The organism is Alkalithermobacter paradoxus, from assembly GCA_002029295.1.
In the GTDB taxonomy this organism is placed as follows: Bacteria; Bacillota; Clostridia; order Peptostreptococcales; family Peptostreptococcaceae; genus Alkalithermobacter; species Alkalithermobacter paradoxus.
On record MZGW01000001.1, the window covers coordinates 271,969 to 297,874 of the forward strand.

The 25,906-nt window shown below is 30.4% G+C and carries 27 protein-coding genes, 1 riboswitch and 2 other annotated features; of the genes, 22 read left to right on the forward strand and 5 right to left on the reverse strand.

Annotated features, from left to right (window positions below):
- The first annotated feature begins 9 nt into the window (after positions 1–9).
- Together ppdK and CLOTH_RS01445 are read left to right on the forward strand one after the other, a co-directional pair.
- Positions 10–2,628 carry a pyruvate, phosphate dikinase gene (ppdK, locus tag CLOTH_RS01440; protein WP_079410485.1) on the forward strand — a complete coding sequence of 873 codons (2,619 nt, stop codon included), beginning with the start codon at positions 10–12 and terminating at the stop codon, positions 2,626–2,628.
- A 97-nt stretch (positions 2,629–2,725) separates the two neighbouring features.
- Positions 2,726–3,052, forward strand: a complete 327-nt coding sequence (locus CLOTH_RS01445) for a YlbF family regulator (protein ID WP_079410488.1) — start codon at positions 2,726–2,728, stop codon at positions 3,050–3,052.
- Positions 3,053–3,069: 17 nt separating this feature from the next.
- Here the strand turns inward: CLOTH_RS01445 and CLOTH_RS01450 are convergent, their stop codons facing one another.
- Positions 3,070–4,242 (reverse strand): cation:proton antiporter, encoded by a 1,173-nt coding sequence (locus CLOTH_RS01450; RefSeq protein WP_079410490.1) that lies wholly within the window; start codon positions 4,240–4,242, stop codon positions 3,070–3,072.
- Between the two features lie 58 nt (positions 4,243–4,300).
- Positions 4,301–4,367: riboswitch (Fluoride riboswitch) on the reverse strand.
- Between the two features lie 37 nt (positions 4,368–4,404).
- The gene (locus CLOTH_RS01455; RefSeq protein WP_079410493.1) at positions 4,405–4,794 is read right to left on the reverse strand and encodes a hypothetical protein; all 390 of its coding nucleotides are present in this window, start codon (positions 4,792–4,794) and stop codon (positions 4,405–4,407) included.
- 165 nt (positions 4,795–4,959) lie between these two features.
- Here CLOTH_RS01455 and CLOTH_RS01460 point away from each other — a divergent pair, with 165 nt between their 5' ends.
- From CLOTH_RS01460 to CLOTH_RS01520, 13 genes are all read left to right on the forward strand, one after another.
- Positions 4,960–5,388 carry a nucleoside recognition domain-containing protein gene (locus CLOTH_RS01460; RefSeq protein ID WP_079410495.1) on the forward strand — a complete coding sequence of 143 codons (429 nt, stop codon included), beginning with the start codon at positions 4,960–4,962 and terminating at the stop codon, positions 5,386–5,388.
- On the forward strand, positions 5,382–5,846 hold the full coding sequence (locus CLOTH_RS01465; protein WP_079410497.1) for a nucleoside recognition domain-containing protein: 465 nt from the start codon (positions 5,382–5,384) through the stop codon (positions 5,844–5,846). Before CLOTH_RS01460 ends, CLOTH_RS01465 begins: the two co-directional genes overlap by 7 nt.
- Positions 5,847–6,082: 236 nt before the next feature.
- The gene (hcp, locus tag CLOTH_RS01470; protein ID WP_079410500.1) at positions 6,083–7,450 is read left to right on the forward strand and encodes a hydroxylamine reductase; all 1,368 of its coding nucleotides are present in this window, start codon (positions 6,083–6,085) and stop codon (positions 7,448–7,450) included.
- Between the two features lie 73 nt (positions 7,451–7,523).
- Entirely contained in the window at positions 7,524–8,465 is a 942-nt protein-coding gene (locus tag CLOTH_RS01475) for a methyl-accepting chemotaxis protein (protein WP_331721956.1), read from the forward strand.
- Positions 8,466–8,563: 98 nt separating this feature from the next.
- Positions 8,564–9,673, forward strand: a complete 1,110-nt coding sequence (locus CLOTH_RS01480) for an amidase domain-containing protein (RefSeq protein ID WP_079410502.1) — start codon at positions 8,564–8,566, stop codon at positions 9,671–9,673.
- A gap of 153 nt (positions 9,674–9,826) precedes the next feature.
- Positions 9,827–10,027 (forward strand): cold-shock protein, encoded by a 201-nt coding sequence (locus CLOTH_RS01485; RefSeq protein WP_079410505.1) that lies wholly within the window; start codon positions 9,827–9,829, stop codon positions 10,025–10,027.
- Positions 10,028–10,211: 184 nt separating this feature from the next.
- Positions 10,212–10,637, forward strand: a complete 426-nt coding sequence (locus CLOTH_RS01490) for a CBS domain-containing protein (protein ID WP_079410507.1) — start codon at positions 10,212–10,214, stop codon at positions 10,635–10,637.
- 103 nt (positions 10,638–10,740) lie between these two features.
- Positions 10,741–11,898, forward strand: a complete 1,158-nt coding sequence (locus CLOTH_RS01495) for a DEAD/DEAH box helicase (protein ID WP_079410509.1) — start codon at positions 10,741–10,743, stop codon at positions 11,896–11,898.
- Between the two features lie 12 nt (positions 11,899–11,910).
- Positions 11,911–12,870 (forward strand): UV DNA damage repair endonuclease UvsE, encoded by a 960-nt coding sequence (uvsE, locus tag CLOTH_RS01500; RefSeq protein WP_079410512.1) that lies wholly within the window; start codon positions 11,911–11,913, stop codon positions 12,868–12,870.
- An 87-nt stretch (positions 12,871–12,957) separates the two neighbouring features.
- Positions 12,958–14,871 carry an ABC-F family ATP-binding cassette domain-containing protein gene (locus CLOTH_RS01505; protein WP_079410515.1) on the forward strand — a complete coding sequence of 638 codons (1,914 nt, stop codon included), beginning with the start codon at positions 12,958–12,960 and terminating at the stop codon, positions 14,869–14,871.
- A 98-nt stretch (positions 14,872–14,969) separates the two neighbouring features.
- Positions 14,970–15,184: a binding site (T-box leader), on the forward strand.
- A gap of 69 nt (positions 15,185–15,253) precedes the next feature.
- Positions 15,254–15,468 (forward strand) — a binding site (T-box leader).
- Between the two features lie 178 nt (positions 15,469–15,646).
- Entirely contained in the window at positions 15,647–16,450 is an 804-nt protein-coding gene (locus CLOTH_RS01510; RefSeq protein WP_079410518.1) for an ABC transporter substrate-binding protein, read from the forward strand.
- 32 nt (positions 16,451–16,482) lie between these two features.
- The gene (locus CLOTH_RS01515) at positions 16,483–17,163 is read left to right on the forward strand and encodes an amino acid ABC transporter permease (protein WP_079410520.1); all 681 of its coding nucleotides are present in this window, start codon (positions 16,483–16,485) and stop codon (positions 17,161–17,163) included.
- Positions 17,156–17,881 carry an amino acid ABC transporter ATP-binding protein gene (locus tag CLOTH_RS01520; RefSeq protein ID WP_079410522.1) on the forward strand — a complete coding sequence of 242 codons (726 nt, stop codon included), beginning with the start codon at positions 17,156–17,158 and terminating at the stop codon, positions 17,879–17,881. Before CLOTH_RS01515 ends, CLOTH_RS01520 begins: the two co-directional genes overlap by 8 nt.
- A 31-nt stretch (positions 17,882–17,912) precedes the next feature.
- Here CLOTH_RS01520 and CLOTH_RS01525 read toward each other — a convergent pair whose 3' ends face one another.
- Positions 17,913–18,119, reverse strand: coding sequence for a hypothetical protein (locus tag CLOTH_RS01525; RefSeq protein WP_079410524.1), 207 nt, complete (start codon positions 18,117–18,119; stop codon positions 17,913–17,915).
- Between the two features lie 179 nt (positions 18,120–18,298).
- On the opposite strand from CLOTH_RS01525, the gene CLOTH_RS01530 reads away from it, so the two are divergent.
- Entirely contained in the window at positions 18,299–18,538 is a 240-nt protein-coding gene (locus CLOTH_RS01530) for a hypothetical protein (protein ID WP_079410526.1), read from the forward strand.
- 30 nt (positions 18,539–18,568) lie between these two features.
- Here the strand turns inward: CLOTH_RS01530 and CLOTH_RS01535 are convergent, their stop codons facing one another.
- Entirely contained in the window at positions 18,569–19,759 is a 1,191-nt protein-coding gene (locus CLOTH_RS01535; protein ID WP_158080436.1) for a D-alanyl-D-alanine carboxypeptidase family protein, read from the reverse strand.
- Between the two features lie 244 nt (positions 19,760–20,003).
- On the opposite strand from CLOTH_RS01535, the gene CLOTH_RS01540 reads away from it, so the two are divergent.
- Positions 20,004–20,471 (forward strand): chemotaxis protein CheX, encoded by a 468-nt coding sequence (locus CLOTH_RS01540; protein ID WP_158080437.1) that lies wholly within the window; start codon positions 20,004–20,006, stop codon positions 20,469–20,471.
- A gap of 15 nt (positions 20,472–20,486) precedes the next feature.
- Here CLOTH_RS01540 and CLOTH_RS01545 read toward each other — a convergent pair whose 3' ends face one another.
- Complete coding sequence (locus CLOTH_RS01545) at positions 20,487–20,987, reverse strand: dUTP diphosphatase (protein WP_079410532.1); 501 nt, start codon at positions 20,985–20,987, stop codon at positions 20,487–20,489.
- A gap of 140 nt (positions 20,988–21,127) precedes the next feature.
- On the opposite strand from CLOTH_RS01545, the gene CLOTH_RS01550 reads away from it, so the two are divergent.
- The 5 genes from CLOTH_RS01550 to rbsC are packed head-to-tail and all read left to right on the forward strand — an operon-like array spanning position 21,128 to position 25,894.
- The gene (locus tag CLOTH_RS01550; protein WP_079410534.1) at positions 21,128–22,135 is read left to right on the forward strand and encodes a LacI family DNA-binding transcriptional regulator; all 1,008 of its coding nucleotides are present in this window, start codon (positions 21,128–21,130) and stop codon (positions 22,133–22,135) included.
- A gap of 4 nt (positions 22,136–22,139) precedes the next feature.
- Positions 22,140–23,054, forward strand: coding sequence for a ribokinase (gene rbsK / locus CLOTH_RS01555; RefSeq protein ID WP_079410537.1), 915 nt, complete (start codon positions 22,140–22,142; stop codon positions 23,052–23,054).
- Between the two features lie 3 nt (positions 23,055–23,057).
- A complete protein-coding gene (gene rbsD, locus CLOTH_RS01560; RefSeq protein WP_079410540.1) occupies positions 23,058–23,453 on the forward strand; it encodes a D-ribose pyranase in 396 nt (131 codons plus the stop codon).
- Positions 23,454–23,465: 12 nt separating this feature from the next.
- On the forward strand, positions 23,466–24,959 hold the full coding sequence (gene rbsA, locus CLOTH_RS01565) for a ribose ABC transporter ATP-binding protein RbsA (RefSeq protein WP_079410542.1): 1,494 nt from the start codon (positions 23,466–23,468) through the stop codon (positions 24,957–24,959).
- A gap of 2 nt (positions 24,960–24,961) precedes the next feature.
- A complete protein-coding gene (gene rbsC, locus CLOTH_RS01570; RefSeq protein WP_079410545.1) occupies positions 24,962–25,894 on the forward strand; it encodes a ribose ABC transporter permease in 933 nt (310 codons plus the stop codon).
- The last annotated feature ends 12 nt before the right edge of the window (positions 25,895–25,906 follow it).

Consider the following 25,906-nt stretch of genomic DNA (forward strand, 5'->3'; position numbering starts at 1 on the left):
GGTAACCATATGCAAAAGTATGTTTATGATTTTTGTGAAGGATCAAAAGAAATGAAAAGTCTTTTAGGTGGAAAAGGTGCAAATTTAGCTGAAATGACTAAAATAGGCCTGCCAGTACCACCAGGATTTACTATTACTACAAGTGCTTGCAACGCCTATTACGAAAAAGATAAAGTTTTATGGGAAGAACTGAAAGATGAAATAATTGAAAAGCTTTCTAATTTAGAAAAAACTTTAGGCAAAAAATTTGGAGATAGTAATAATCCTTTACTACTTTCAGTAAGATCAGGTTCAGTTCATTCTATGCCTGGAATGATGGATACAATATTAAATTTAGGTCTTAATGAAGAAACTGTAAAAGGACTTTCAGATAAAACAAATAACGAAAGATTTGCATATGATAGTTACAGAAGGTTTATTCAGATGTTTTCTGACGTGGCAATGGGGGTTCCAAAGTATAAATTTGAGCGCGTCTTAGAGAAAGTAAAAGAGGAAAAAGGGTATGAAAGTGATGCTGATTTAAGTGTAGATGATCTTAAATTTGTAGTAAATGAATTTAAAAATACATACAAAAAAGAAATGAGAAAAGAATTTCCAAGTGATCCTAAAGAACAATTATTCCTTGCTGTTAAGGCTGTATTTGATTCTTGGAATAATTCAAGAGCTGTTATTTATAGAAAATTGCATGATATACCTCATAACTTAGGAACAGCAGTTAATATTCAATCTATGGTATTTGGTAATATGGGAGATACATCGGGAACTGGAGTTGCATTTACTAGAAACCCATCTACTGGAGAAAATAAGTTATTCGGAGAATTTTTAATAAATGCACAAGGTGAAGATGTTGTTGCAGGAATCAGAACTCCACAATCTATAGATAGACTTAGAGATATAATGCCAAAATCTTACAGAGAATTCGAAAAGATAACTAAAATTTTAGAAAACCACTATAAAGATATGCAGGATATAGAGTTCACTATAGAAAATGAAAATCTATATATACTGCAAACTAGAAATGGAAAACGTACAGCTCAAGCATCTATAAATATAGCTGTTGATATGGCAAATGAAGGATTTATAAGCAAAGAAGAAGCTATATTAAGAGTAGATGCAAAACAGTTAGATCAACTTCTTCACCCTAACTTTGAAGAAAAGGCTCTAAAAGATGCCAAACTACTATCTAAAGGATTACCCGCATCTCCTGGAGCAGCTTCAGGAAAAGTATACTTTACTGCTGAAGATGCAGTTAAAGCGAAATCAAAAGGAGAAAGGGTAATCCTTGTTAGGCTAGAAACATCTCCAGAAGATATAGAGGGAATGGTATCTAGTGAAGGAATACTTACTGCAAGAGGTGGAATGACATCTCATGCAGCTGTTGTTGCAAGGGGAATGGGTAAATGCTGCGTTGCAGGTTGTTCAGATATAAAAGTTGAAGAAGAGAATAAGCAGTTTAGAGTAGGAGATGTAGTTATAAAAGAAGGAGAATATATATCACTAGATGGATCTTTAGGTAGTGTATTTGCAGGGGATATACCAAAAGTTGAGGTAAAATTAACTGGAAAATTTGAGGATTTAATGAAGTGGGTAGATGAAGTTAGAAAACTAAAAGTTAGGACTAATGCTGATACTCCTAAAGATGCACAAGTTGCTGTAAAATTTGGAGCGGAAGGTATAGGACTTTGCAGAACTGAGCATATGTTCTTTGAAGAAGATAGAATACCTCTTGTTAGAAAAATGATAATAGCAAAAGATCTGTATGAAAGAAAAGAAGCTTTAGATAAGCTTTTACCTATACAAAAGGAAGATTTTATAGGGATATTTAAAGCTATGGAAGGAAGAGAAACTACAATAAGACTTTTAGATCCACCACTTCATGAGTTTTTACCTAAGAAAGAAGAAGATATAAGATCTCTTGCAAATAGTATGGGTATTTCTTATGATGATCTTAAAAAGAGAGTGGAAGACTTAGAAGAATTTAATCCTATGCTAGGACATAGAGGATGTAGACTTTGTGTAACATATCCAGAAATATATGAAATGCAAGTAAGAGCTATTATTGAAGGAGCAATAGAGGTTAAAAAAGAAGGAATAGATGTAAAACCTGAAATAATGATACCTCTTATAGGAGATGTAAATGAACTTAGATACATCAAGAATATAATAAAAGATGTTATAGTTGATATTCTAAATAAATCAGATATCAAAATAGATTATTTAATTGGAACTATGATAGAAGTTCCAAGAGCTGCACTTACAGCTGATGACATAGCTAAGGAAGCAGAGTTTTTTAGCTTTGGAACTAATGATTTAACGCAAATGACATATGGATTTTCTAGAGATGACTCTAATAAATTCCTTGCAGAGTATGAGAATAAAGGGATATTCGAAAAAGACCCATTCCAAGTTTTAGACGAAAAAGGAGTAGGAAAACTTATAAAAATTGCATCTCAGCTTGGTAAATCTGAAAGAGAAAATATAAAACTAGGTATATGTGGGGAGCATGGAGGAGAGCCTTCTTCAGTTGAATTTTGTCATAAAGTAGGATTAGACTATGTATCTTGCTCACCATATAGAGTACCTATTGCAAGACTTGCATCAGCTCAGGCAGCAATAAAAAATAAATAGAAAAGTGGAGAAATTATTTCTCCGCTTTTTTTGTTGTAACAAAGAAGATATATATAGAATATAATGTTAGCGAATATTTAATAAAGGGGTGAAGTGAGTGAGTATACATCAAAAGGCTAAAGAATTAGGAGATTTGATAAAAAAGAGTAAAGAATTTATTGAACTTAGAGAATCTAAAAGTGTAATAGATAAAAATAAAGAATTAAAGAAAAAATTAGAAGAATTTCAGAAAATGCAGATGGAAATGTATTCACAAAATATATCCCAAAAGGATATGCAGCGAAAAGCTGCACAATTAAATAAGACTTTTGAAAGTATGTATAAAATTCCAGAAATAAATAGATTTTTAAAAGCTAGTAAAGAGTTTAATGATATGATGAGCAATATATATAAAGTCATAAATGAAAATATAGATATTAAATAAGGATAGCTTAGCTATCCTTAAAGCCATTTCTCACCAGATAGTTTTATACCTATTGCTCCAATTGGTGCAGTTATTATTATAGATAAAACAGCAATAGCAAGTATAACCTCACCAGAATTTACTCCTAATGATAAAGGAATACCACCTATAGCTGCTTGAACAGTAGCTTTTGGTATATATGATATTACACAGAACAATTTTTCTTTAAAATCTAAATTAGTTTTGTAAAGTGAAACAAACACTCCCAAGCTTCTTCCAACTAAGCCTAAAGCTATTATTAAAAGCCCTAACATTCCGGATTCAAAAGCAACATATATATTAACTTGGCTTCCTACCAGAACAAATAATAAGATTTCTGCAAATATCCATATATTATTAAATTTATTAGATAGTATCTTTCCTATATCAGGAGATTTCTCAAGTATCATAAAGCCTATAGCCATAACTCCAAGTAAGCTAGCTATTGGAATTATATTTTCAAGAAAGCTTTCTATGCTAGTTAGGAATATAGCACATCCTAAAACTGCTAGAGCTTTTTTCGTATCGTTTATATCAAATTTTTTAAACAAATAAACTAAAATTATTGAAACTACTACACCAAGCAGTATACCTAGTATTATAGATAATGGAATATCAAATATTTTTCTAGCTATATTTATTTTTTCATTTCCATATAGACCAAGGAAAGTTGAAAATAAAGTTATAGCAACAACATCATCTATAGATGCTCCTGCTAATATTATTGTAGGAACACCATTTTTCTCACCTTTTCTATTTTGAATAAAATTTAACATCTGAGGAACTATAACAGCAGGTGATACGGCAGCAATTATGAACCCTAGCATACCTGCTTCAACTATAGATAAATTGAGCAGATAATAAGAAACTAACATTATAGTAAATCCTTCAAACAGCCCAGGTATAAAGCTCATCTTTATAGCAGAAGATCCTACTTTTTTTAAAGTATCTTTTTTTATTCCCAATCCAGCTCTAAGAAGTATAATTATTAGAGCTATCTTTCTAAGATCTGAAGAAATTGACAATATATCATTACTTATAACGTTAAGACCGAAAGGTCCTAAGATTACCCCTAAGATAAGCATACCTAAAAGGCCTGGAAGCTTAAGTTTTGTAAAAATGCTACTAGAAATTAAACCTAACACTATTATTGTTGCGAGACTCAAAGCCATAATTTCACTCCTTTTATGAAATAATTTTCAAAAACAAAAAAACCCCTACTTAGATTATGTCCAAGTAGGAGTCATTAATTGCAAAATTGCAATAGTTAAAGGTGAACTCCATCACCTATATATTTATTTATAACATAATATTATAAATAAATCAACTAATTATTACATAAACTTCATTTGATCTTTTCTATGCTGTTGTTTTTCTTTAATTTTCTCTATAGTTTCTGAATCTAAGTGATCAGCATTATGTTCTAAGTAACCCTGGGTGTACTCATAATTTTTCTTTAGATTTTCAAGAGGAGTATCAGCATTAGCGTGCTCTCCATAAGCTATTATATTCTTAAGGTTTTCCATTTGTTCCTTTCTTTCACGTTGAATTTCCTGAGCATGACGAATTTGTTCAGGAGAAGCTATGTCTGAATGTTGCTCAAGATGTCTTTCAGTACGAGTATATTTATCTACAATATTTATTAAATCTTCTACTCTACGAGCATTTTCAACGCCTAGACTTTTATTTGTATTTACATTATGATCTTTATCATTTCTTTTCATTATACAACCTCCTTAAATATATTATACTCAATATTATTTTTTCATTTTTTTGATTTATGATACTTCGTAAACTTTTCCAAATAAAAATTGATAAAAAAATCAAGGAATTTAGCAGTTTTTATAGAAAAATAATTAAAGCAAAAAAAATAACGAGAGGAGATATATATGTTTTTAGAATCTATAAAAAATGGTTTTAAAAAAGGAATAGAAACAACATGGATACTTTCAAAAGTTATAATTCCTGTATATTTATTTGTAACTATTTTAAAATACACACCTGTGATTAATTGGATTGCAAGTTTATTTAGGCCACTTATGGCACTTTTTAATTTGCCAGGAGAAGCTGCTATAATTTTGGTTTTGGGCAATGTACTTAATTTGTATGCTGCAATTGGAGCGATGAGTGCTATATCACTAAACGGGTATGAAGCTACAACACTTGCAGTTATGTTAGGATTTTCTCATTCGCTTTTAGTGGAAACTGCAGTTACAAAAAAGTTGGGAATAAAATCTTCAATAGTTTTAGCTACAAGAATAACACTAGCATTGATATTTGGAATAATAATAGGAAACTTAGGGGGAATATTATGGTAGATATTATAAAAGAAGGGCTTACAGGTAGTTTTAGATCTGTTTATTCAATAGCTATTATAGTTATCCCTACTATGATAGTTTTAGAAATACTGAAAAACTATTCTATATTAGATAAAATATCAGATTTTTTTAAATTTATAAGTGATTTTTTTGGAATATCAAAAGATACAACTCTTCCTATATTGGTTGGAACTATATTTGGAATATCATACGGTGCTGGAGTTATAATACAAAGTGTTAAAGAAAAGGATATAAGCAATAGAGATATTTTTTTAATGGTCAACTTTCTAATAATTTGTCATGCAGTTGTTGAGGATACTCTTATATTTATAGCTGTAGGATCAAATGGATTTATATTATTAGGAAGTAGAGTAATAGCTGCTGTACTTGTTACATATATTTTATCTAAAAGATCAAATTTCAATGAAAATGGCTATATGATCAGTAGTAATAGATAATAATTTATTAAGTTTATTATACGAGGAGGTATAATATGTTAAATTTATTAATAAAAATAATACTTTTTCCGTTTTTCGTACTATATCATCTAATAAAACTGATTATTAGATAGTATTATCCAAATAATTTATCATAAATTTTTTCAATTAGTGATTTGAGTCACATTAAATAAACCAAAACTAAAGTATATTAGACTCATAAGAAAAAACAAATTACTTGAAAGGGGATATGAAAAATGTTTGGTTTATTTAAAAATGGTAAAGAAGAAGTAAAAACAAATGAGTCTAATCCAATGTTTTGTTATCAATGCGAGCAAACACCAGCTAATGGATGTACAAAGTTTGGTGTATGCGGAAAGAATCCTGACATAGCTAGTCTTCAGGATATAATAGTATTTGGTCTTAAAGGTGTTGCAGCCTACGCAACTCATGCAAGAGAACTTGGTATGATAGATCCTGAAGTTGATGCAATAGCACATGAAGCTTTATACGCAACTTTAACAAATTCTAACTTCAATCTAAAAGAGCATATAGATATGGCTATGAAAGTAGGTCAAGGAACAGTTAAAGTAATGGATTTATTAGATAGAGCACATACTCAAAGACTTGGCGTTCCAGTTCCTGTGAAAGTTTCTCAAGATAAGGTTGAAGGACACTGCATATTAGTTACAGGACATAACTTATATGCACTTGAAGAGTTGCTAAAACAAACAGAAGGTAAAGGAATAAATGTATATACTCACTCAGAAATGCTTCCAGCTCATGGGTATCCAGAGCTTAAAAAATATTCTCACTTAAAAGGTAATGTTGGTAAAGCTTGGTTCGATCAAAGAAAATTATTTGAAGAGTTCCCAGGAGCAATACTTGGTACTACAAACTGCTTAATGCCAGTTAAGGGAAGCTATTCAGACAGATTCTGGACCTACGGGACTTGTGGGCTTGAAGGAGTAGCAAAAATAGTAAATAATGACTTTACTCCAATAATAGAGAAAGCTTTATCACTTCCAAAAGCTAATATTGAGTCAGATAAAACTTTAACTACTGGCTTCCATCACCACACAGTTTTAGGCATAGCTCCTGAAATAATAGATGCAGTAAAGGAAGGTAAAATCAAAAGATTCTTTGTAATAGCAGGATGTGATGCTCCTACAAAAGGAAGAGATTATTACAGAGAGCTTGCTCACTCTTTACCAAAAGAGTGTGTGCTTTTAACAACTTCATGTGGTAAATTCAGATTCAATGATATAGACTTTGGAACAGTTCCAGGAACAAATATACCAAGATATATAGATTTAGGTCAATGTAACAACTCAGGCTCAGCTGTGAAAATAGCTTTAGCACTTGCGGATGCTTTTGAGTGCACAGTAAATGACTTACCACTTACAATAGTATTATCTTGGTTTGAGCAAAAAGCTGTAGCTATATTACTTGGACTATTTAGTCTTGGAGTTAAGAATATGTATGTAGGACCTTCTGCACCTAAATTCATAACTCCTGGAGTGCTTGGTGTACTTCAAGATACATTTAATTTACAATTAATAAGCACAGATGCAAAAGCAGATTTAGCTAAAATGCTAGGTGAAGAAGCTACTGCAAACGCATAATATATAGTATAAGCCTCTGATATCAGGGGCTTATATTTATATGATAATCTGTATTTGAGGAGGTGGGCTAATAGTGATAGGTTTCATGAAGAGAAAAAAATTAAACTTATCAGTTGAACACAAGGCTAAAGATGTACAAGTTCAAGCATTTGAGAAAAGTATAAGTATAGATACAGTAAAAAATATACATAAACAAATAGAGTTAATAATAAATCAGCATAATTTAGTAAATAGCGATCATGAAATATTGGCAAACCTAGCAAAAAAAATAGAAGATGAAGTAGAAATTATTTCTGATCTAACAAACAAAACTAATATATCAACTAATACTTTAGATAAGGAAGGCAAAAACCTACTTGAGATAACAGAAAAAACAGTATTGAAATCTAAAGAAGGTAAGCAATCCATAGAAAGTGTAATGGATATTATTGCATCTTTAGAAAGAGAAACAAATAGTACTTATAATAGTATCGTTAAGCTAGGAGAAAGCTTGAAAGAAATTAGCGATATAACAAAAGTTATTGGCCAGATAGCTAGTCAGACAAATTTGCTTGCATTAAATGCGGCTATCGAGGCAGCACGAGCGGGAGAATATGGAAAAGGTTTTGCTGTAGTTGCAGATGAGGTACGCAAATTAGCAGAGATGACAACTCAAAGTACAAAAGATATATCACAACTGATAAGTAATATTGAAAGTGAAACTAAGGATGTATTATACAAATCTAGTCAAAGTAAAAGTGTAATCTCACAGGGAACAAATGCATCTAAAATAGCGGTGCAGAAAATAGATGAAACATTAGATGGATTTAAAATTGTAGAATCTGAAGTTGATGAAGTAATTAAAATTATAGGCCAACAAAAACAATATGTATCAAATGTCTTGGATAATATAGGGGAAGTTAAGAAAATATTAAAAGACACTAACGAAGGATTAATCAGACATGTAAGAGAAGCTAGTGTAGTAGATGCTCAATTAGAAGAAAGTGTGCGAAAAGTAGCTGCATCTATAGAATGATAAATAAAATAAAAAAGGTGGAATTATAAAATTTTATAATTCTACCTTTTTTACTTTAAACATATAATTTTATTAGCTATTCTGGGGAGGTAAGCTAAATGTTTATATGTTTAAATTTTAGAAAATTCAAAATTATAACTGTGCTATCTTTGCTATTAATAAGCTCAATAATTTATACTTCCATAAAACACAAGGACATAATATTTACAATGCTTGTGGAAGAAGATTTTTCTCAAATAATACAGGAAATTTTTGATTTGAGAAATGAGGCTATCCTCAACAAAGATGTAGAGACATTAGATATACTATACACTAAGGAAACTAAATATGGACTTTGGGCATATGAACATGAAATCAAGAAGATGAAATATCTACATAAATGGTCTGAAAAACAAGGGGTTAAATTTACTGATATAAAGACTATAACAAAAATTAGAAGTATAAAGAAAAAAGAAGATAGGTATTCTATAAATCTTATGGTTTCTACGGAATACAATTATTCTTACGAAGGAGAAGAGAGAACAAATATGTTTAGGATAGGAACTTATCACTATCTAGATATACAAAATAGAAATGATGAGTGGATAATATTAAAAGAGTGGTATGTAGATCCATTTGCTGATTCTATGCACTTAGATGATATAAAAAGTGAAGAAATAAAGCAGTATATATTATCTCAACCAGAAAGAGACCTCTCAAATATAAATGAAAGAAGAATAAATGCTGTTAAATATGCAGATCAATATAGTGGAGCTGCATCAGATGAAGAATATGGATTTAAGTATAATAATAAATATAAAAATTATAATCCTTTAGGAGGAGATTGTGCAAATTTCGCATCGCAAATTCTATACGAAGGTGGTAAGTTTAGAAAAACAAGCACATGGAATTATGATAGTAGTGGAGGAAGTAAGGCATGGGTAAATGCACAGGCATTTAAAAACTATATGATAAATAGTGGAAGGGCATCGGTAATAGCATATGGAACTTATGATAAGGTATATAAGGCATCTTACAAATTACTACCAGGAGACTTTGTTGCCTACGAAAAAAATGGAAAGATAACTCATATATCTGTTGCTACAGGAGCAGACTCAAAAGGGTATTCGTTAGTTAATTGTCACAATACAGATAGACATAGAGTTCCATGGGACTTAGGATGGAGTAACAAGGGAATAAAGTTTTGGCTTGTGAGGGTTCACTATTAAATGAATATAATTAATAAAATTTAGAATTTACAAAAAATAAATTAAAATAAATTATGTATTTCTATTGACAGTATCCGGAAAATAGAGTAAGATATTACTAACGCAAGCAGTACAATGTAAGCGTAAGTAATATTCTTTAGGAGGAATTTAATAATGAAAACAGGAATAGTTAAATGGTTTAACTCAGAAAAAGGATACGGATTCATATCTGTAGACGGAGAAAATGATGTATTCGTACATTACTCAGCTATCCAAGGAGAAGGATACAAAACTTTAGAAGAAGGACAAAAGGTTGAATTTGAAGTAGTTGAAGGTGCTAGAGGACCTCAAGCTGCTAACGTTGTAAGAGCGTAATTCAAAATTGACATATATCTAAAGTTAATGATAGAGATATCAGGGCCGCCTCAATTTGAAATTGAGACGGCTTTTTTGTTGTATTTACATTTAATTTGTAATCTTTTAATGATATAATAATAATATATATTAAAGTTAAATATAGGTTAAATGCAGTAGTGTTTGTTAACTGGAGGGGGATTCTATGAATATTGCGTTTTTTCTTACACCTAAAAAAGATGTTATATGCCTAACGCCGAATGCAACTATGAGGCAAGCTCTAGAAAGAATGGAGTATCACAGATATACAGCTGTACCTATAATAGATGATGAAGGAAGATATGTAGGAACGATAACAGAAGGAGATTTGCTTTGGATGCTAAAGAATACTCCTGATCTTAATTTCAAAAACACTAGCAAAATACTTCTAAAAGATATACCTAGACACATGGACAATAAGGCAGTATCTATAAATGCAAATATAGAAGATTTAATATCAATTTCAGTAAACCAAAACTTTCTACCTGTTATAGATGATCAGAATGTGTTCATAGGAATAATAAAAAGAAGTGACATTATAAATTATTGTTATAATTCGATGTTCAAATGCTTAGAAGCTAATAACACATAGATTTTGCTAAATCATGAAGATATTATCTTCATGATTTTTTTTACTAAGATTAATATTTTAGGAAAGAATATTAAATACGAGAAATGAAATAAGGAGAGATATAATGAATAAAACATTTGACAAATTAGGAATAGATGCAAAGTTAGTACAAGCTCTTAGTAAACTAAATATAACAAGTCCAACTAATATACAAGAAAAAGTGATACCTGTTGCACTTGAAAATAAAGATGTAATAGGTAAATCAGAAACTGGAACAGGAAAAACATTAGCTTACTTACTTCCTACACTTCAGAAAATAGACACATCTTCTAAAGATGCCCAAGCTATAGTTTTGACACCGACCCATGAACTTTCTATACAAGTACAAAGGGTTATAGACTCAATAAGTAAAAATACATCTAATCCTGTAAGGTCAGCTTTGATAGTTGGAAATGTAAATATAAGAAGGCAGTTAGACAGACTAAAGGAAAAACCACACATAATTGTTGGAACTAGTGGTAGAATACTTGAACTTATAAATTTGAGAAAAATAAAGGCGCATACAATAAAGACCATTGTAATTGATGAGGTTGATAGACTTTTAGATAAATACAATATAGATAATGTAAAAGCTATAATAAAAGCTACTTTAAGAGAAAGACAGATATTAGCATTTTCTGCCACTATTAATGAAGATATAATTAATATATCAAAAGAAATCATGCAAGAACCTGAGTTTGTCGAAGCTCAAGAAAAGCAACAAATACCCAGTAAAATTTCACATATGTATTTTTCATCTCCTAAAAGAGAAAAAATAGAAGTATTAAGAAAACTTATAAGAATATTCAATCCTCAAAAGGCGATAGTATTTATTAATAACAGTTACGATGTTGAAGTAGCATGTGAGAAATTAAGATATCATAAGCTAAATATTGCAGCTATACATGGAAATTTCATAAAGAAAGATAGAAAAAGAGTCATGGAAGAATTTAAGAAAGGAAATATTCAAGTATTGATAGCATCAGATATAGGGGCTAGAGGTCTTGATATAAAGGGAGTTACTCATATATTTAATGTGGACATACCTGAAGATCCTAATAATTATCTTCATAGAGTAGGAAGAAGTGCAAGGGCAGGAGAAAGTGGAATAGCAGTATCAATAGTATCAAATTCAGAAAAATCATTAATAGCTAGATTTGAAAGATACTTTAATATAAAAATAGCACACAAGTATATGTATATGGGAAAAATATTTGATGTAAAGAATAATAACAAAAAATAAAGAGGTGTAGTAATGCGTATTAGATTTGGCTATGTCGCTATCGCTCTAAATCTACCTAAAGTAACATCATCTAGTACTTTAACTTACGCAAGATACAAAAAAATGACTTCTTCAGAAGAAAGAATAAGTGCACTAAAAAAAGTAACACTTTCTAATCTAGATGATTTATATAAAATATTAGAGTACAATATTCAAAATGATATACATTTTTATAGAATAACATCAAAATTAGTTCCTTTAGATACTCATCCAGATGTTACGGATTGGGATTATAGAAGATATTTCAAAAAGGATTTTGAAAGAATTGGAAAGCTAATAAAAAAGCATGGAATGAGAGTAGATACTCACCCTGACCAATTCAATGTTATAAATAGTACAAAAGAAGACGTAGTTGAAAATACTAAAAATACTTTACTATCTCATGTTAATTTATTTGAAGATATGAACTATAAGCATGGAAAAATGGTTATTCATGTTGGTAGTGCTCAAGGTGGAAAGGAAGAGGCAATCAAGAGATTCATAACAAATTTTAGCAAATTTCCAATTGAAATAAGAAAAAAGTTAATTTTAGAAAATGACGATAAGTCATTCACAACTAAAGAAGTATTAAACATCTGTAAAGAGCTTGATATACCTATGGTTTTAGATGTACACCATCATATATGTAATAGTGGTGGCGATAATTTAGATAGCATGATAAATGATATTTTTAATACTTGGAACAAAGAGGATTTGCCTCCTAAAATACATTTTTCAAGCCCAAAAGAAGGACAAAAAGACAGAAAACATTCAGACTATATAAATCCATATGATTTTATAGAATTTGTAGAAAAGTGTAAAAGGGTCAACATGGATTTTGATGTTATGATTGAGGCAAAGCAAAAAGATTTATCGCTTTTTAAATTAATAGACGATCTTAAGGATATAAAAAAGAACTGGAAATGGATTGATAAAACAACACTTGAGATATAAAAAAGTCTCATATTTTTAATATGAGGCTTTTTTATGCTATAATACATATAAAATAATTTAGCTCATTATGAAAAGAAAGGAACTATTATGAACTTAATATCTATAGAAAACATATCAAAAAGTTATGGAGACAAAATACTTATTAACAATATATCTCTTGGCATTAATGCGGGAGAAAAAATAGGATTACTAGGAATAAATGGTGCAGGTAAATCTACTTTATTAAAAATAATAGCTGGTGTTGAGACTTGTGATAGTGGAAAAATTACAATAGGAAATGATGTAAAGATAGAATATCTACCGCAAGATCCTCAATTCTATGATGATTTGACAGTACTAGAGCAGATATTTAAAGGTAATTCCCCTGTAATGAAATTAATAAGAGAATATGAGTCTATTATAGACAGTTTATCAAGAAATCCAAATAACGATGATATGCAAAAAAGACTCATACGTTTAAATCAACAAATGGATATTATGGATGCATGGCAGATTGAAAGTGAAGCTAAGGGCATATTGACTAAACTTGGAATTTCTAATTTCAATGCAAAAATTGGTACTCTTTCTGGGGGCCAGAAAAAGAGGATAGCCCTAGCAAGTGCATTGATAACTCCGTGTGATTTATTGATACTAGATGAGCCTACTAACCACATAGATAATGAAAGTATAGATTGGTTAGAAGAATATCTAAACAAAAGAAAAGGTGCACTTTTAATGATAACTCATGATAGATATTTCCTAGATAGAGCTGTAAATAGAATAATAGAATTAGATAAAGGAAGTATATATAGTTATAATGCAAATTATAGCAAATTTATAGAGTTAAAATTACAAAGACAAGAGTCATTAGAAGCATCTGAAAGAAAAAGACAGAGTATATTCAAAAAAGAGTTAGCTTGGATTCAAAGAGGGGCCAAGGCAAGAACTACTAAACAAAAAGCTAGAATAGAAAGATTTGAGAAAATTAAAGAAGATAAAAAAGATTTATCGTCAAACAAGGTTGAAATATCAGTTGGTAGTAGTAGATTAGGAAAGAAAGTAATAGAAATAGATAATATTAGTAAGAGTTTTGGAGATAAGAAGGTTATAGACGACTTTAGTTATATAGTGTTAAGAGATGATAGAGTAGGAATAATAGGTCCTAATGGAAGTGGAAAATCTACTCTAGTTAATATAATAACAGGAAAGTTAAAGCCAGATGAAGGCAAAATAGAAATTGGAGAAACAGTAAAAATTGGATACTTTTCTCAAGATAATACTTCTATGGACGAAAATTTAAGAGTTATAGAGTATATAAGGGAAGAAGCAGAGCATATATATACTTCGGATGGAAAGGCTATAAGCGCATCACAAATGTTAGAAAGATTTTTGTTTGCGCCAAGTGTTCAATGGACTCCTATATCAAAGCTTTCGGGAGGAGAAAAAAGAAGGTTATATTTACTTCGTGTTCTTATGAGTTCCCCGAATGTTCTTATTTTAGATGAGCCGACTAATGACTTAGATATAGATACACTAGCAATTCTTGAGGAATATCTAGATGAATTTTTAGGAGCAGTTATTATAGTTTCGCACGATAGATATTTTCTTGACAAAGTTGCAGAAAAGATACTTTCTTTTGAAGGAAATGGAAGTATAAACTACTATGTTGGAAATTACTCTGAATATAAAGAATTTATTAAAACACAGGTTGTAGAAGAAAAAAATGAGAAGATATACAAAGAGAAAAAAATAATGCCTTCAAATAATCAAAAGACTCTTAAACTTAAATTTACATTCAAAGAACAAAAAGAATACGAGACTATTGATGAAGATATATCAAAGGTAGAGGAAAAATTAGAAAAAATAAACAATGAAATCAATAATGCTGGAAGCAATTTTGAGCTTTTACAAAAGCTGATAGAGGATCAAAAAGAAATGGAAAATAAGTTAGAATACTTATTAGAAAGATGGACATATTTAAATGAACTTGCAGAAAAAATAGAAGAAAGTAAAAATAAATAATAAAATTTATCTAAAAAAATAAATTTTTGTGTTGACATAAAAATATAAACGCCGTATAATCATATCTATCATAAGGAAACGAAATCGAAAATTTATATATAAACCCTGAGAAAGAGAGAGTACATATAGCGATTGTTTCAGCGAGCTAGAGTTGGTGTGAGTCTAGCAACATAACTATATCGAAGAGAGCTCTAGAGGGGATTTTCTGAAATAGTAGTAGGAAAATACGGTATCCACCGTTAAAGGATTTGAGTGGGTAGAAGTAATTCTATCAACAAGAGTGGTAACACGGAAGCAAACTTTCGTCTCTTATTTTAAGAGATGAAAGTTTTTTTTATAATATATAGGAAATTATGTATTTTGTTCATTTCAAATTAAATATATAAACCCTGAGAAGGAGAGAGTACATATAGCGATTGTTTCAGCGAGCTAGAGTTGGTGTGAGTCTAGCAACATAACTATATCGAAGAGAGCTCTAGAGGGGATTTTCTGAAATAGTAGTAGGAAAATACGGTATCCACCGTTAAAGGATTTGAGTGGGTAGAAGTAATTCTATCAACAAGAGTGGTAACACGGAAGTAAACTTTCGTCTCTTATTTTAAGGGGCGAAAGTTTTTTGTTTATACAAATAAAATGGAGGTGAAGAAATACAATTTAATGTTTTTATAATGTCTTGTTTAGAACAATGATTTAGGACAAGAAGCGTGTATTTGCACACTTTTTAAGTAAAAAAATGTAAAATATTCAAAAAAAATGAAAAATAGGAGGAGTTAAAATGTTTAACAAAAAAATAATAGTAATAGTAATGATGATATGCTTAAGTTTAGTATTTGCAGGATGTCAAAATCAAAATAGTAAAGTAGAATCAAAAATTGACCAAATAAAAAAATCAGGAAAGTTAGTTATGGGAACTAGTGCTGATTATCCACCATACGAATTTCACAAAGAAATAAACGGTAAACATGAAATAGTTGGATTTGATATAGAAATAGCAAAGGAAATAGCAAAAGATCTTGGCGTAGAGCTTGAAATAAAAGATATGAGATTTGATGGGCTTTTAGCAGCACTTCAATCAGGAAATGTAGATATTGTTATAGCTGGAATGACACCAACAGAAGAAAGAAAGCAAAATGTAGATTTTTCGAATATATATTATACAGCTGTTCAAAGTGTAATAGTTAGATCTGAAGATAAAGATATAATAAAATCTATACAAGACTTAGATGCTAAATATGTTGCAGCTCAAAAAGGTTCTATTCAAGAACAAATAGTTATTGATCAGATTAAAGGAGCAAACTTAAGAGCTTTAGGGAAGATATCAGATTTAATCCTTTCTTTAAAAAATAACAAAGTAGATGCTGTAGTCCTAGAAAAGCCAGTGGCAAATGCATACGTAAATAAAAACTCAGATTTATACCTAACACAAATAAAGCTTGAAGAAGAAGATGGAGGATCTGCTGTAGCTGTTAAGAAAGGAAATGAAGACTTAGTGAAAGCTATAAATAAAACCCTTGAAAGACTGATAAATGATAATAGTATAGAAAAGTTTGTAACAGAAGCTACAGAATTAGCAGAATAATACAATAAGACTTATATTAGGAGGTGACAGCTTTGGATTTTAGCTTTTTATCAAGGTATTATATGTTTTTCTTAGAGGGCAGTAAAAATACAATTTTTATTGCAGCATTCACAGTTTTGTTCGGAGTTATATTAGGAACATTTTTGGCATTAATGAGAATATCAAATAATAAAGCACTTAGTCTACTCGCAACATCATATGTTGAATTTATTAGAGGAACACCCCTTTTAGTACAGTTATATATAATTTACTATGGGCTTCCAAAGTTAGGAGTTGATTTTGGTGCTATTCCTATAGTAGGAACATATTATGGTGATTTCTTAGCTGGAATTGTTACCTTATCTTTGAATAGTTCAGCATACGTAGCTGAAATTATACGTGCTGGAATACAGGCTATAGATAAAGGGCAAATGGAAGCTGCAAGATCTTTAGGCCTTAACCACAATTATGCTATGAGATATGTAATAATTCCTCAGGCATTTAAGAATATACTTCCAGCACTAGGTAATGAGTTTATAGTTATAATAAAAGAATCTTCGATAGTATCTATCATAGGAATACAAGATCTTATGTATAAAGCTGATACTGTAAGAGGTAACACATTTCAACCATTTGAGCCTTTAATAGTTGCAGCATTAATTTATTTTATAATGACATTTACACTTTCTAAATTACTTGGAAAACTCGAGAGGAGGATGAAAGTTAGTGATTAGAGTAAGTAATTTACACAAAAAATTTAAAAAGCAGCACGTTCTAAAGGGAATTAACACAACTATAGAAAAAGGAGAAGTTGTTGTTGTTATAGGGCCTAGTGGTTCTGGGAAAAGTACATTTTTAAGATGTCTTAATCTGTTAGAATCACCTTGTGATGGAGAAATATTAGTTGAAGATATGTCTATAACTAGCAAGGATACTGATATAAACAAATTAAGAGAAAAAATGGGTATGGTATTTCAACAGTTTAATTTATTTCCCCACATGAACGTTTTGGAAAATATAACTTTAGCTCCCATAAAAGTTAAGAAAATGAGTAAAGAAGAAAGTGAAGAAATAGCTATGAATCTACTTAAAAGGGTAGGACTTGAAGATAAGGCATATAGCTATCCAAATCAGCTTTCAGGTGGACAAAAACAGAGAATTGCAATAGCTAGAGCACTTGCTATGGCTCCTGATGTTATATTATTTGATGAGCCAACATCAGCACTAGATCCTGAAATGGTAGGTGAAGTTTTAGATGTTATGAAAAGTTTAGCATCTGAAGGAATGACTATGGTAGTTGTAACTCATGAGATGGGATTTGCAAAAGAGGTTGGAGATAGAATTATTTTTATGGATGAAGGCATGATAGCAGAAGAAGGCGATCCTGAAGATATATTTAATAATCCAAAACACTTTAGAACAAGAGAATTCTTATCAAAAGTATTAATATAAAACAAATCGCTAGTTTTGCTAGCGATTTGTTTTATCTAAGTCCATTCATCTGTCTTTCAAATGCGTCAACTATATCTTTTCCGCTTGCTCCATTATGTCTTGAGGTTAGACTCATTTTATTTATAGGAGAGTAATTAGTAGCTTCGTAGTCAGTCATATCTATTCCATTTCTCATTTCACTTTCCATATTATAAATAGCTTCGCTAGCTTCGTGAGCTGCCTTTCTACTTCTAGTCATATAAAAACCTCCTTTTCAAAACTTAGCTTACAATTATTTTAACTAAAAAAAGAATTTTTACCCTGTAAATGAATGTAATATAGAGTTAATAATTTACTATAAATCCAAAGTTTTCTTAGAATGCGATGATTAATATTTAGCAAAATAATAATAACAATACAAAAAGGAAGTGATTTTATATGTCTCAAAAGAATAAACAAGGTGGACAGAAAAACAGAAATGGAATTCCACAGTACAGAAAAAAACCAAACGCTATGAGAGAAGAAATGGCTTCAGAAATAGGAACATTATTTTATGATGTTGAAGATAAAGTTAATGTAGCAGATGGCGGAAAGAAAAAACTTAGCAAAAGATCATCAAAAGAAGAAATGAGAAATGTAAATCAACAAAAAGGAAAAAACATAAACGACTTACTTTAAAAAAGCAAAGGGTGTGCCTTTGCTTTTGAATTATCTTGCAAATAATCTAAGAAAAGATTTTTTAAGTAGTTCAAGCTGGATTTTAATAGGAATCCACTTGATTTCAGTATTACTTATTAAATTTACGCTGCCTAAAATTTCTCCGTTTTCTGAAGTAAATGTAAGTGTACCTATTACATCATTTTTTCTAACAGGAAAAGATAAATCATTTAGCTTAATTTCAGTGTTCAGATTTTCATCCTTGCCTTTAAATACCCATATTTCTTCTTCGGAGATTAAATCTACAGGAAGTTCATTTGATCCAAATAAATATCTAGTACTTATATACTCATGCTTAGATAGTATTTTAGTTTTTATAAAGTTATCTCTTCCGTATTCTAGGAGATTCTTACTTCCTGCAAGTCTTTCTTTTTGATTACCTGAACCAAGAACTAAACCTATTAATCTAAAATCTCTGTCGTTTTTATCTTCAGATTTTACATTCAAAGTAAAGGCTAAGCAGTAACCCGCTAGACCTGTATAGCCAGTTTTTATTCCATCTACTTCAGGAAATATACTCATAAGTGGATTTGTATTACTTCTTTCAAAGTTTCTCTTTGGGTTAGAATAAGTTTTAATACTTGTAACTGATAGTGTTTCTTCACGATAATTATCTAAAAGATACTTTACTAATATACTCAAATCTTTAGCTGATGATAGATTTTCTATTCTATCATCCATTTTATATATAGGAAGTCCGTGTGAGTTAAAGAAAACAGTTTTATACATTCCTATTTCTCTGGCTTTATTATTCATTAATTGTACAAAGTTTGACTCTGTACCCGCTATATGTTCTGCAATAGCAACAGCAGCGTCATTTCCTGATACTATCATAAGAGCTTTTAGCAGCTCGATAAGTTCTACTTCTTCACCTGTTCTTAAGTTATAGGTAGACCCACGAAGACGTGCAGCATTTTGGCTTATTGTAACGGTATCATGTTTTGACACTTCATTGTTTCTTATAGCTTCTAATGCTACTAAAAAAGTCATCATTTTTGTTAAACTTGCTATAGCAACTTGATCATGAATATTATATTCATACACAATCCTTCCGCTGTCTTCATCCATTAGTATACCTGCTTTGATGTATCGGTCTATATTTTGATTTGAATATATATCAAATGATGTTAAATTAAATAACAAAACCAGTAGTACGAATATTGCTCCAAATCTTTTTTTCAAAATATCACCTCTTAAATAAATTTTTATAACAGATTTTTCGATCATAGTTGTTTAAATATAATTATAATACACTTTTGGGAATTTGTATAATAAAAGATATCGAAAATAGGTCTTATACACTATATACATAGGAAAAAAATACTTTTATAATCTTTCTAATAATAATGAAGTATGAATTAATAAAAACTAAACAAATATATAGTATAATTAGTACAAATACTACAGAAAAATGGAGGTAATAGCAATGGAAGCTGTGTATATAAATCAGATATTAAACTCTACTAAAGAAGTTATAGATATGTGTTGTAATGAAGATATTCAAAAGGGAAATCCATATATAAAACAAAGTCCTTATAGCACGGAAGATATAAGTGTAAATATAGGTATTACAGGAGATTTAAAAGGACAACTTGTCATAGCTTTAGGAAAAAATACTATTAAATATTTAGCAGGACAGATGATGGGTGGAATGGAAATTAATGATATAGAAATGGCTAAAAGTGCTATGGGAGAATTAGGAAATATGATAATGGGAACAGCAGCCACAAAGTTATCGCAGATGCAAACAATAATAGATATAACTCCTCCTATGATTTTAGAAGGAAAGGTAAATATCACAAACCCACAGCAAACTATCACGCTTCCATTCAAAACAAAGAGCAATTTAAATTTTGATATGAATATATCTATAAAGTCAGGAAAAGGAGAATAGAATCTATTCTCCTTTTTAATATCCCTCTTTCTGTCTTGCATGATTTATACTATTTTTCTTAAGATAAGCATCTTCAATTTCATATCTATCTAAACCAAGCTTATTTCCTAAAGATATAAAATTTATAAAAACATTTAAGTAGTTAGATTTGCATAGTGATTTTCTGAAATTATTTATGCTATTCATAAGATCTAAGAAACAGTAAGACATATCTTTTTCATCATAAACGTCGTTAATCTTAATATCTTCAAATGATATATCATAATACTTTAAATCAATCCCAATAGATAATATAAAATGAAGACAATCAACAAATTCTTCTAAGATAATATTCTTAGGAGAACTATTTTTAATGCTCCAAAACTTAAAGCATCTAGTTTCGTTAGCAAGCTCAGCAACTTCTACACTTAGAGCTAAGATTTTCTTTGTAAGTAAATCTTGATTATTTAAATTATGATTTTCGTTTATTTTTTCATCTAATTTCTTTTGAAGAGAATAAAGTTTGTTTAAATCCATATCAAAGCCCCTTTCCCATAATTTATATAAATAGTATATCAATAAAAAAATAAAAAAACATTATTGACAAGGCATATACTATTAATGTATAGTCTAGGTAAACGTTTTAGTAAAACGTTTACCTAGGCGGAGGTAAAATAATGAAGGTAACGATAAAAGACATAGCTAGATTAGCAGGAGTTTCAACTGCAACAGTTTCGAAAATTATAAATAATAAAGATGATAGCATAAGCAAAGACACGAGAGATAAAGTTATAAGAATAATGAAAGAGAGTAACTATGTTCCAAATACTATAGCTAGAAGTTTGGTAACTAAGAAAACAAAAACTATAGGTCTTGTAATACCAGATATAGCCAATCCATTTTTTCCTGAATTAGCAAGAGGAGCTGAAGATAAGGCAAATAAGGAAGGATACAATTTAATAATATGTAATACTGATGATGATACCGCAAAAGAAGATAGATATGTGAGTATGTTAGTTGAGAAAATGGTTGATGGAATAATATTTACGGCATCTTCTGAAAGAACGTCAGACTTTATATCTTTAAGAAATACTAAGATTCCTATAATACTAGTAGATAGAGATATAGATCTTGAAGGTATAAATGGAAAAATCACTGTAGACAATTTTATTGGAGCGTATGAAGGAACAAGGCATTTAATAGAGCAGGGTCATAAAGATGTAATATTTATAGCAGGATCTTTGAAAAGCAAAACTTCTATAGATAGATTGAATGGATATAAGAAGGCTTTACAAGACTATAGCATAGAATTTAAAGAAGAAAATGTTATAGAGGGAAGTTATAAGACTGAATGGGGATATGAAGCTGTAAGTAATTTGTTGAACAAAAAGCAAAATTTCACTGCGTTATTCTGTGCAAATGATTTGATAGCAATAGGGGCCATTAAGGCACTGAAGGAAAACGATATCAAAACACCTCAAGAGGTGGCAGTTTTGGGATTTGATGATATATATATATCAAAGCTTGTAGACCCTCAGCTTTCAACAGTTAGGCAGCCAATATATGAAATGGGATACAAATCTGTAGAAATATTAATAGATATATTAAAAAATAAATCTAGCAAAGAAAAAGATGTTGTATTAATACCTGAACTTATAATTAGGGATTCGACAGTTAAGGAGTGATAAAATGAATAAAATATGTGTTATAGGAAGTTTAAATATGGATCTTGTTGTGAATGTAGATGATATGCCAAAGGTAGGACAAACTGTTATGGGTGCAAATTTTAAAAAGATTCCTGGAGGAAAAGGGGCGAATCAGGCCGTTGCTATGGCTAGATTAGGTGGAAGTGTAAATATAGTTGGGTCTGTAGGAGATGATGAATTTGGAGAAAGTCTTGTAGAATCCTTAGAAAAAGATAAGATTAACACAGATTTTATAAAGAAGAACAAAAATGTACCTACTGGAGTAGCATTGATTACTGTTAATAAATATGGAAACAACTCAATAGTGGTTGCACCTGGAGCTAATTATAATTTAATTGCTAATGATATAGATAAATCTATAGACGCCATAAATAATTCAGATATGGTTGTAACTCAACTTGAAATACCAATTGAAACTGTAAGGTATCTGTTGGAAATAGCTAAAACTATTGGAAAATACACAATTCTTAATCCAGCTCCAGCTACTAAATTAAGTGATGAAATAATAAAAAATGTAGATTTGCTAACTCCTAACGAAACAGAGCTAGAGATTCTAAGCGGAATAAAAATAAATAACGAAGATGATGTAGTATTTGCAGGTAAAGAGCTTATAAAAAAGGGAGTTAAAGAGCTAATTGTTACATTAGGAGAGAACGGGGCTTTATACATAAGTGAACAAAAAATAAAAAAGTATGAATCATTCAGAGTCAAAGCAGTAGATACAACTGCTGCAGGAGATAGTTTCACAGGTGCATTAGCGGTTGCTTTAGTTCAAAATAAGAACATAGATGAAGCCATAGAATTTGCATCTAAAGTAGGTGCTTTGACTGTTACAAAAGAAGGAGCACAAAGCTCACTGCCTTATATAGAAGAGGTATTAAACTTTAAGGGGGAGTAGTGTATGAAAAAGAGACTTTTGATAAATTCGCAAATATCTCATGTTATATCTAAAATGGGTCACACTGATATGCTTACAATATGTGATAGTGGACTTCCGATTCCTAAAGATGTAGAAAGAATAGATATAGCTTTAAGAAAGGGAACTCCGTCATTCGTTGAAACATTAGATGCTATTTTAACAGAGTTAAAAGTTGAAGAAATTATAATAGCTAGTGAGATGAAAAATGTAAGTAACGACTTATATTGTGAAATAGTTAAGAAATTCAGTGATATAAAGATAACTTTAGTTTCTCATGAAGAATTTAAGAATATAACTAAAGAATCAATTGCTATAGTTAGGACGGGTGAATTTACTCCTTATGCTAACATAATTTTAAAATCAGGAGTAGTATTTTAAGAGGTGATATACGTGGGTAAACCGATATTAGAAATGGTTGGTATAAGTAAGATATTTCCTGGAGTTAAAGCTCTTGACGGAGTGAATTTAAAGCTTCATGAAGGTAAAGTGATGGCTTTACTTGGTGAAAATGGAGCAGGTAAATCAACTTTAATGAAAATATTAAGTGGAGTATACACAAAAGATGAGGGAGAAATATTCTACAAAGGTGAAAAGAATGAAATAAAAGGCCCTAAAGACGCTCAGGACAAAGGTATTGCTATAATACATCAGGAGCTTAACCTAATTCCTTATTTAACTATAGGAGAGAATATATTCCTGGGAAGAGAGCCTGTGAATAGGTTTGGAAAAATAGACTGGAATAAATTATATACAGATTCTAAGAATCTTCTTGAGAAACTTGGGATATCAAGAAATCCAAAAGAAGTATTAGGAAATCTTAGTATTGGTGAACAACAGATGGTAGAAATAGCAAAGGCCCTATCCCTTGATGCAAAAATCATAATAATGGATGAACCTACAGATGCTTTAACAGATAAGGAGACAGAGAGTTTATTTAAAGTTATAAATGAACTTAAGTCTGAGAATAAGGCGATAGTATATATATCACACAGATTGAAGGAAATATTTGAAATTTGTGATGAAATAACAGTTCTAAGAGATGGCAAATATGTAGGAGATGAAAAGGTTTGCAATATAAATGAAGATAGAATAATAGAAATGATGGTAGGAAGAAAGTTAACAGAGCAGTTTCCTAAAGTTAACGTGCAAGTTAATGAAACAGTACTTGAGGTAAAAAACCTAACAAACAAGCATGTTAAGAATATAAGTTTTAAGGTAAGAGAAGGAGAAATCCTTGGAATATCAGGACTCATGGGTTCTGGAAGAACAGAACTTGCAAAAACCATATACGGAAGCATCAAAAAAGATGCAGGTGATATATATATCCGAGGGAAAAAGATAGACATAAATTGCCCTAAGAGTGCTATAAAGGCAGGTATTGCATATGTTTGTGAAGATAGAAAGTCAGAAGGATTGATATTAGGACTTTCAGTAAAGGAAAATATGACAATATCATCTTTAGATAAATTAAAAGGAAAGCTTCTTACTATAGATAAGTCCAAAGAATCAAAGGAAGTGGAAAGTTATATAAATAAAATGTCTATAAAAACTCCTAGCATGAATCAAATTATAAAGAACCTAAGTGGAGGAAATCAACAGAAAGTTGCTATAAGCAAAGCTCTTATGACAGATCCAAAGGTTCTAATATTAGATGAACCTACAAGAGGGGTAGATGTAGGAGCTAAAAAGGAAATATACGACTTAATTAATAAGTTTAAGAAAGAAGGAAAAGCTGTAATAATGATATCTTCTGAAATGCCAGAAATTTTAGGTATGAGTGATAGAATCTTAGTTCTTCATGAAGGAAAGATGAGTGGAGAATTTAATATTTCAGATGCATCACAAGAAAAAATAATGAAAAGTGCAGTTGGGATGGTGGACTAACGATGGACAAAGAAAAAATGATGAAATTTAAATCTGTTATAGGTCTTATTGTATTTTCGATAATAGTTTCTTTCTTAAGCCCTAGATTCTTAACAGTTCCAAATATATTAAATGTATTAAGGCAAACATCTATAAATGCAGTAATAGCTGCAGGTATGACATTTGTAATATTGACAGGTGGTATAGACCTTTCTGTAGGGTCAGTACTAGCATTTACAGGAGCTATATGTGCAAGTTTAATAGCCACAGGAAGCAGTGTAGTAGTATCAGTAATAGTAGCAATTGTTATAGGTGCATTAGTTGGGGCTTTAAATGGACTAATTATAAGTAAAGGCAAAATTCAACCATTCATAGCAACACTTGCAACAATGACTATACTTAGAGGAGCAACTTTAGTATTCACTGATGGAAAGCCAATAAGTATAGGAAGTGGAAAATCGGCTATAGTTTTTTCTAATATAGGTTCAGGACAATTTTTAGGAGTTCCAACACCTATCTACTTAATGATACTGGTATTTTTAGTATGCTATTTTATACTAACTCAAACTAGGGTAGGAAGATATATATACGCACTAGGAGGAAATGAAGAAGCTACAAGACTTTCAGGTATTAACACATCGAAAATCAAGGTATATGTATATTCAATAAGTGGAATACTTTCAGCAATTGCAGGGATAATCGTAACTTCAAGGTTATTTTCTGCTCAGCCTAACGCAGGATCAGGATATGAACTTGATGCTATAGCTGCAGTGGTATTAGGTGGAACAAGCCTTTCAGGAGGACAAGGTGGAATACCTGGAACTATAGTAGGAGCACTTATTATTGGTATATTAAATAATGCCTTAAATTTACTCAATGTATCATCTTATTATCAGATGATTGCTAAAGGTATAGTGATTTTAATAGCAGTATTACTAGATAGAAAACAAAAATAGTTATTAGGGCTA

What these genes read in the sequence shown, in the direction of transcription:
- ppdK (WP_079410485.1), top strand. Translation starts at nt 10, where the DNA reads ATGCAAAAGTATGTTTATGATTTTTGTGAAGGATCAAAAGAAATGAAA.
- CLOTH_RS01450 (WP_079410490.1), bottom strand. Translation starts at nt 4,242, where the DNA reads ATGGCTTTGAGTCTCGCAACAATAATAGTGTTAGGTTTAATTTCTAGT.
- CLOTH_RS01455 (WP_079410493.1), bottom strand. Translation starts at nt 4,794, where the DNA reads ATGAAAAGAAATGATAAAGATCATAATGTAAATACAAATAAAAGTCTA.
- CLOTH_RS01460 (WP_079410495.1), top strand. Translation starts at nt 4,960, where the DNA reads ATGTTTTTAGAATCTATAAAAAATGGTTTTAAAAAAGGAATAGAAACA.
- CLOTH_RS01465 (WP_079410497.1), top strand. Translation starts at nt 5,382, where the DNA reads ATGGTAGATATTATAAAAGAAGGGCTTACAGGTAGTTTTAGATCTGTT.
- hcp (WP_079410500.1), top strand. Translation starts at nt 6,083, where the DNA reads ATGTTTGGTTTATTTAAAAATGGTAAAGAAGAAGTAAAAACAAATGAG.
- CLOTH_RS01480 (WP_079410502.1), top strand. Translation starts at nt 8,564, where the DNA reads ATGTTTATATGTTTAAATTTTAGAAAATTCAAAATTATAACTGTGCTA.
- CLOTH_RS01485 (WP_079410505.1), top strand. Translation starts at nt 9,827, where the DNA reads ATGAAAACAGGAATAGTTAAATGGTTTAACTCAGAAAAAGGATACGGA.
- CLOTH_RS01490 (WP_079410507.1), top strand. Translation starts at nt 10,212, where the DNA reads ATGAATATTGCGTTTTTTCTTACACCTAAAAAAGATGTTATATGCCTA.
- CLOTH_RS01495 (WP_079410509.1), top strand. Translation starts at nt 10,741, where the DNA reads ATGAATAAAACATTTGACAAATTAGGAATAGATGCAAAGTTAGTACAA.
- uvsE (WP_079410512.1), top strand. Translation starts at nt 11,911, where the DNA reads ATGCGTATTAGATTTGGCTATGTCGCTATCGCTCTAAATCTACCTAAA.
- CLOTH_RS01505 (WP_079410515.1), top strand. Translation starts at nt 12,958, where the DNA reads ATGAACTTAATATCTATAGAAAACATATCAAAAAGTTATGGAGACAAA.
- CLOTH_RS01510 (WP_079410518.1), top strand. Translation starts at nt 15,647, where the DNA reads ATGTTTAACAAAAAAATAATAGTAATAGTAATGATGATATGCTTAAGT.
- CLOTH_RS01525 (WP_079410524.1), bottom strand. Translation starts at nt 18,119, where the DNA reads ATGACTAGAAGTAGAAAGGCAGCTCACGAAGCTAGCGAAGCTATTTAT.
- CLOTH_RS01530 (WP_079410526.1), top strand. Translation starts at nt 18,299, where the DNA reads ATGTCTCAAAAGAATAAACAAGGTGGACAGAAAAACAGAAATGGAATT.
- CLOTH_RS01540 (WP_158080437.1), top strand. Translation starts at nt 20,004, where the DNA reads ATGGAAGCTGTGTATATAAATCAGATATTAAACTCTACTAAAGAAGTT.
- CLOTH_RS01545 (WP_079410532.1), bottom strand. Translation starts at nt 20,987, where the DNA reads ATGGATTTAAACAAACTTTATTCTCTTCAAAAGAAATTAGATGAAAAA.
- CLOTH_RS01550 (WP_079410534.1), top strand. Translation starts at nt 21,128, where the DNA reads ATGAAGGTAACGATAAAAGACATAGCTAGATTAGCAGGAGTTTCAACT.
- rbsK (WP_079410537.1), top strand. Translation starts at nt 22,140, where the DNA reads ATGAATAAAATATGTGTTATAGGAAGTTTAAATATGGATCTTGTTGTG.
- rbsD (WP_079410540.1), top strand. Translation starts at nt 23,058, where the DNA reads ATGAAAAAGAGACTTTTGATAAATTCGCAAATATCTCATGTTATATCT.
- rbsC (WP_079410545.1), top strand. Translation starts at nt 24,962, where the DNA reads ATGGACAAAGAAAAAATGATGAAATTTAAATCTGTTATAGGTCTTATT.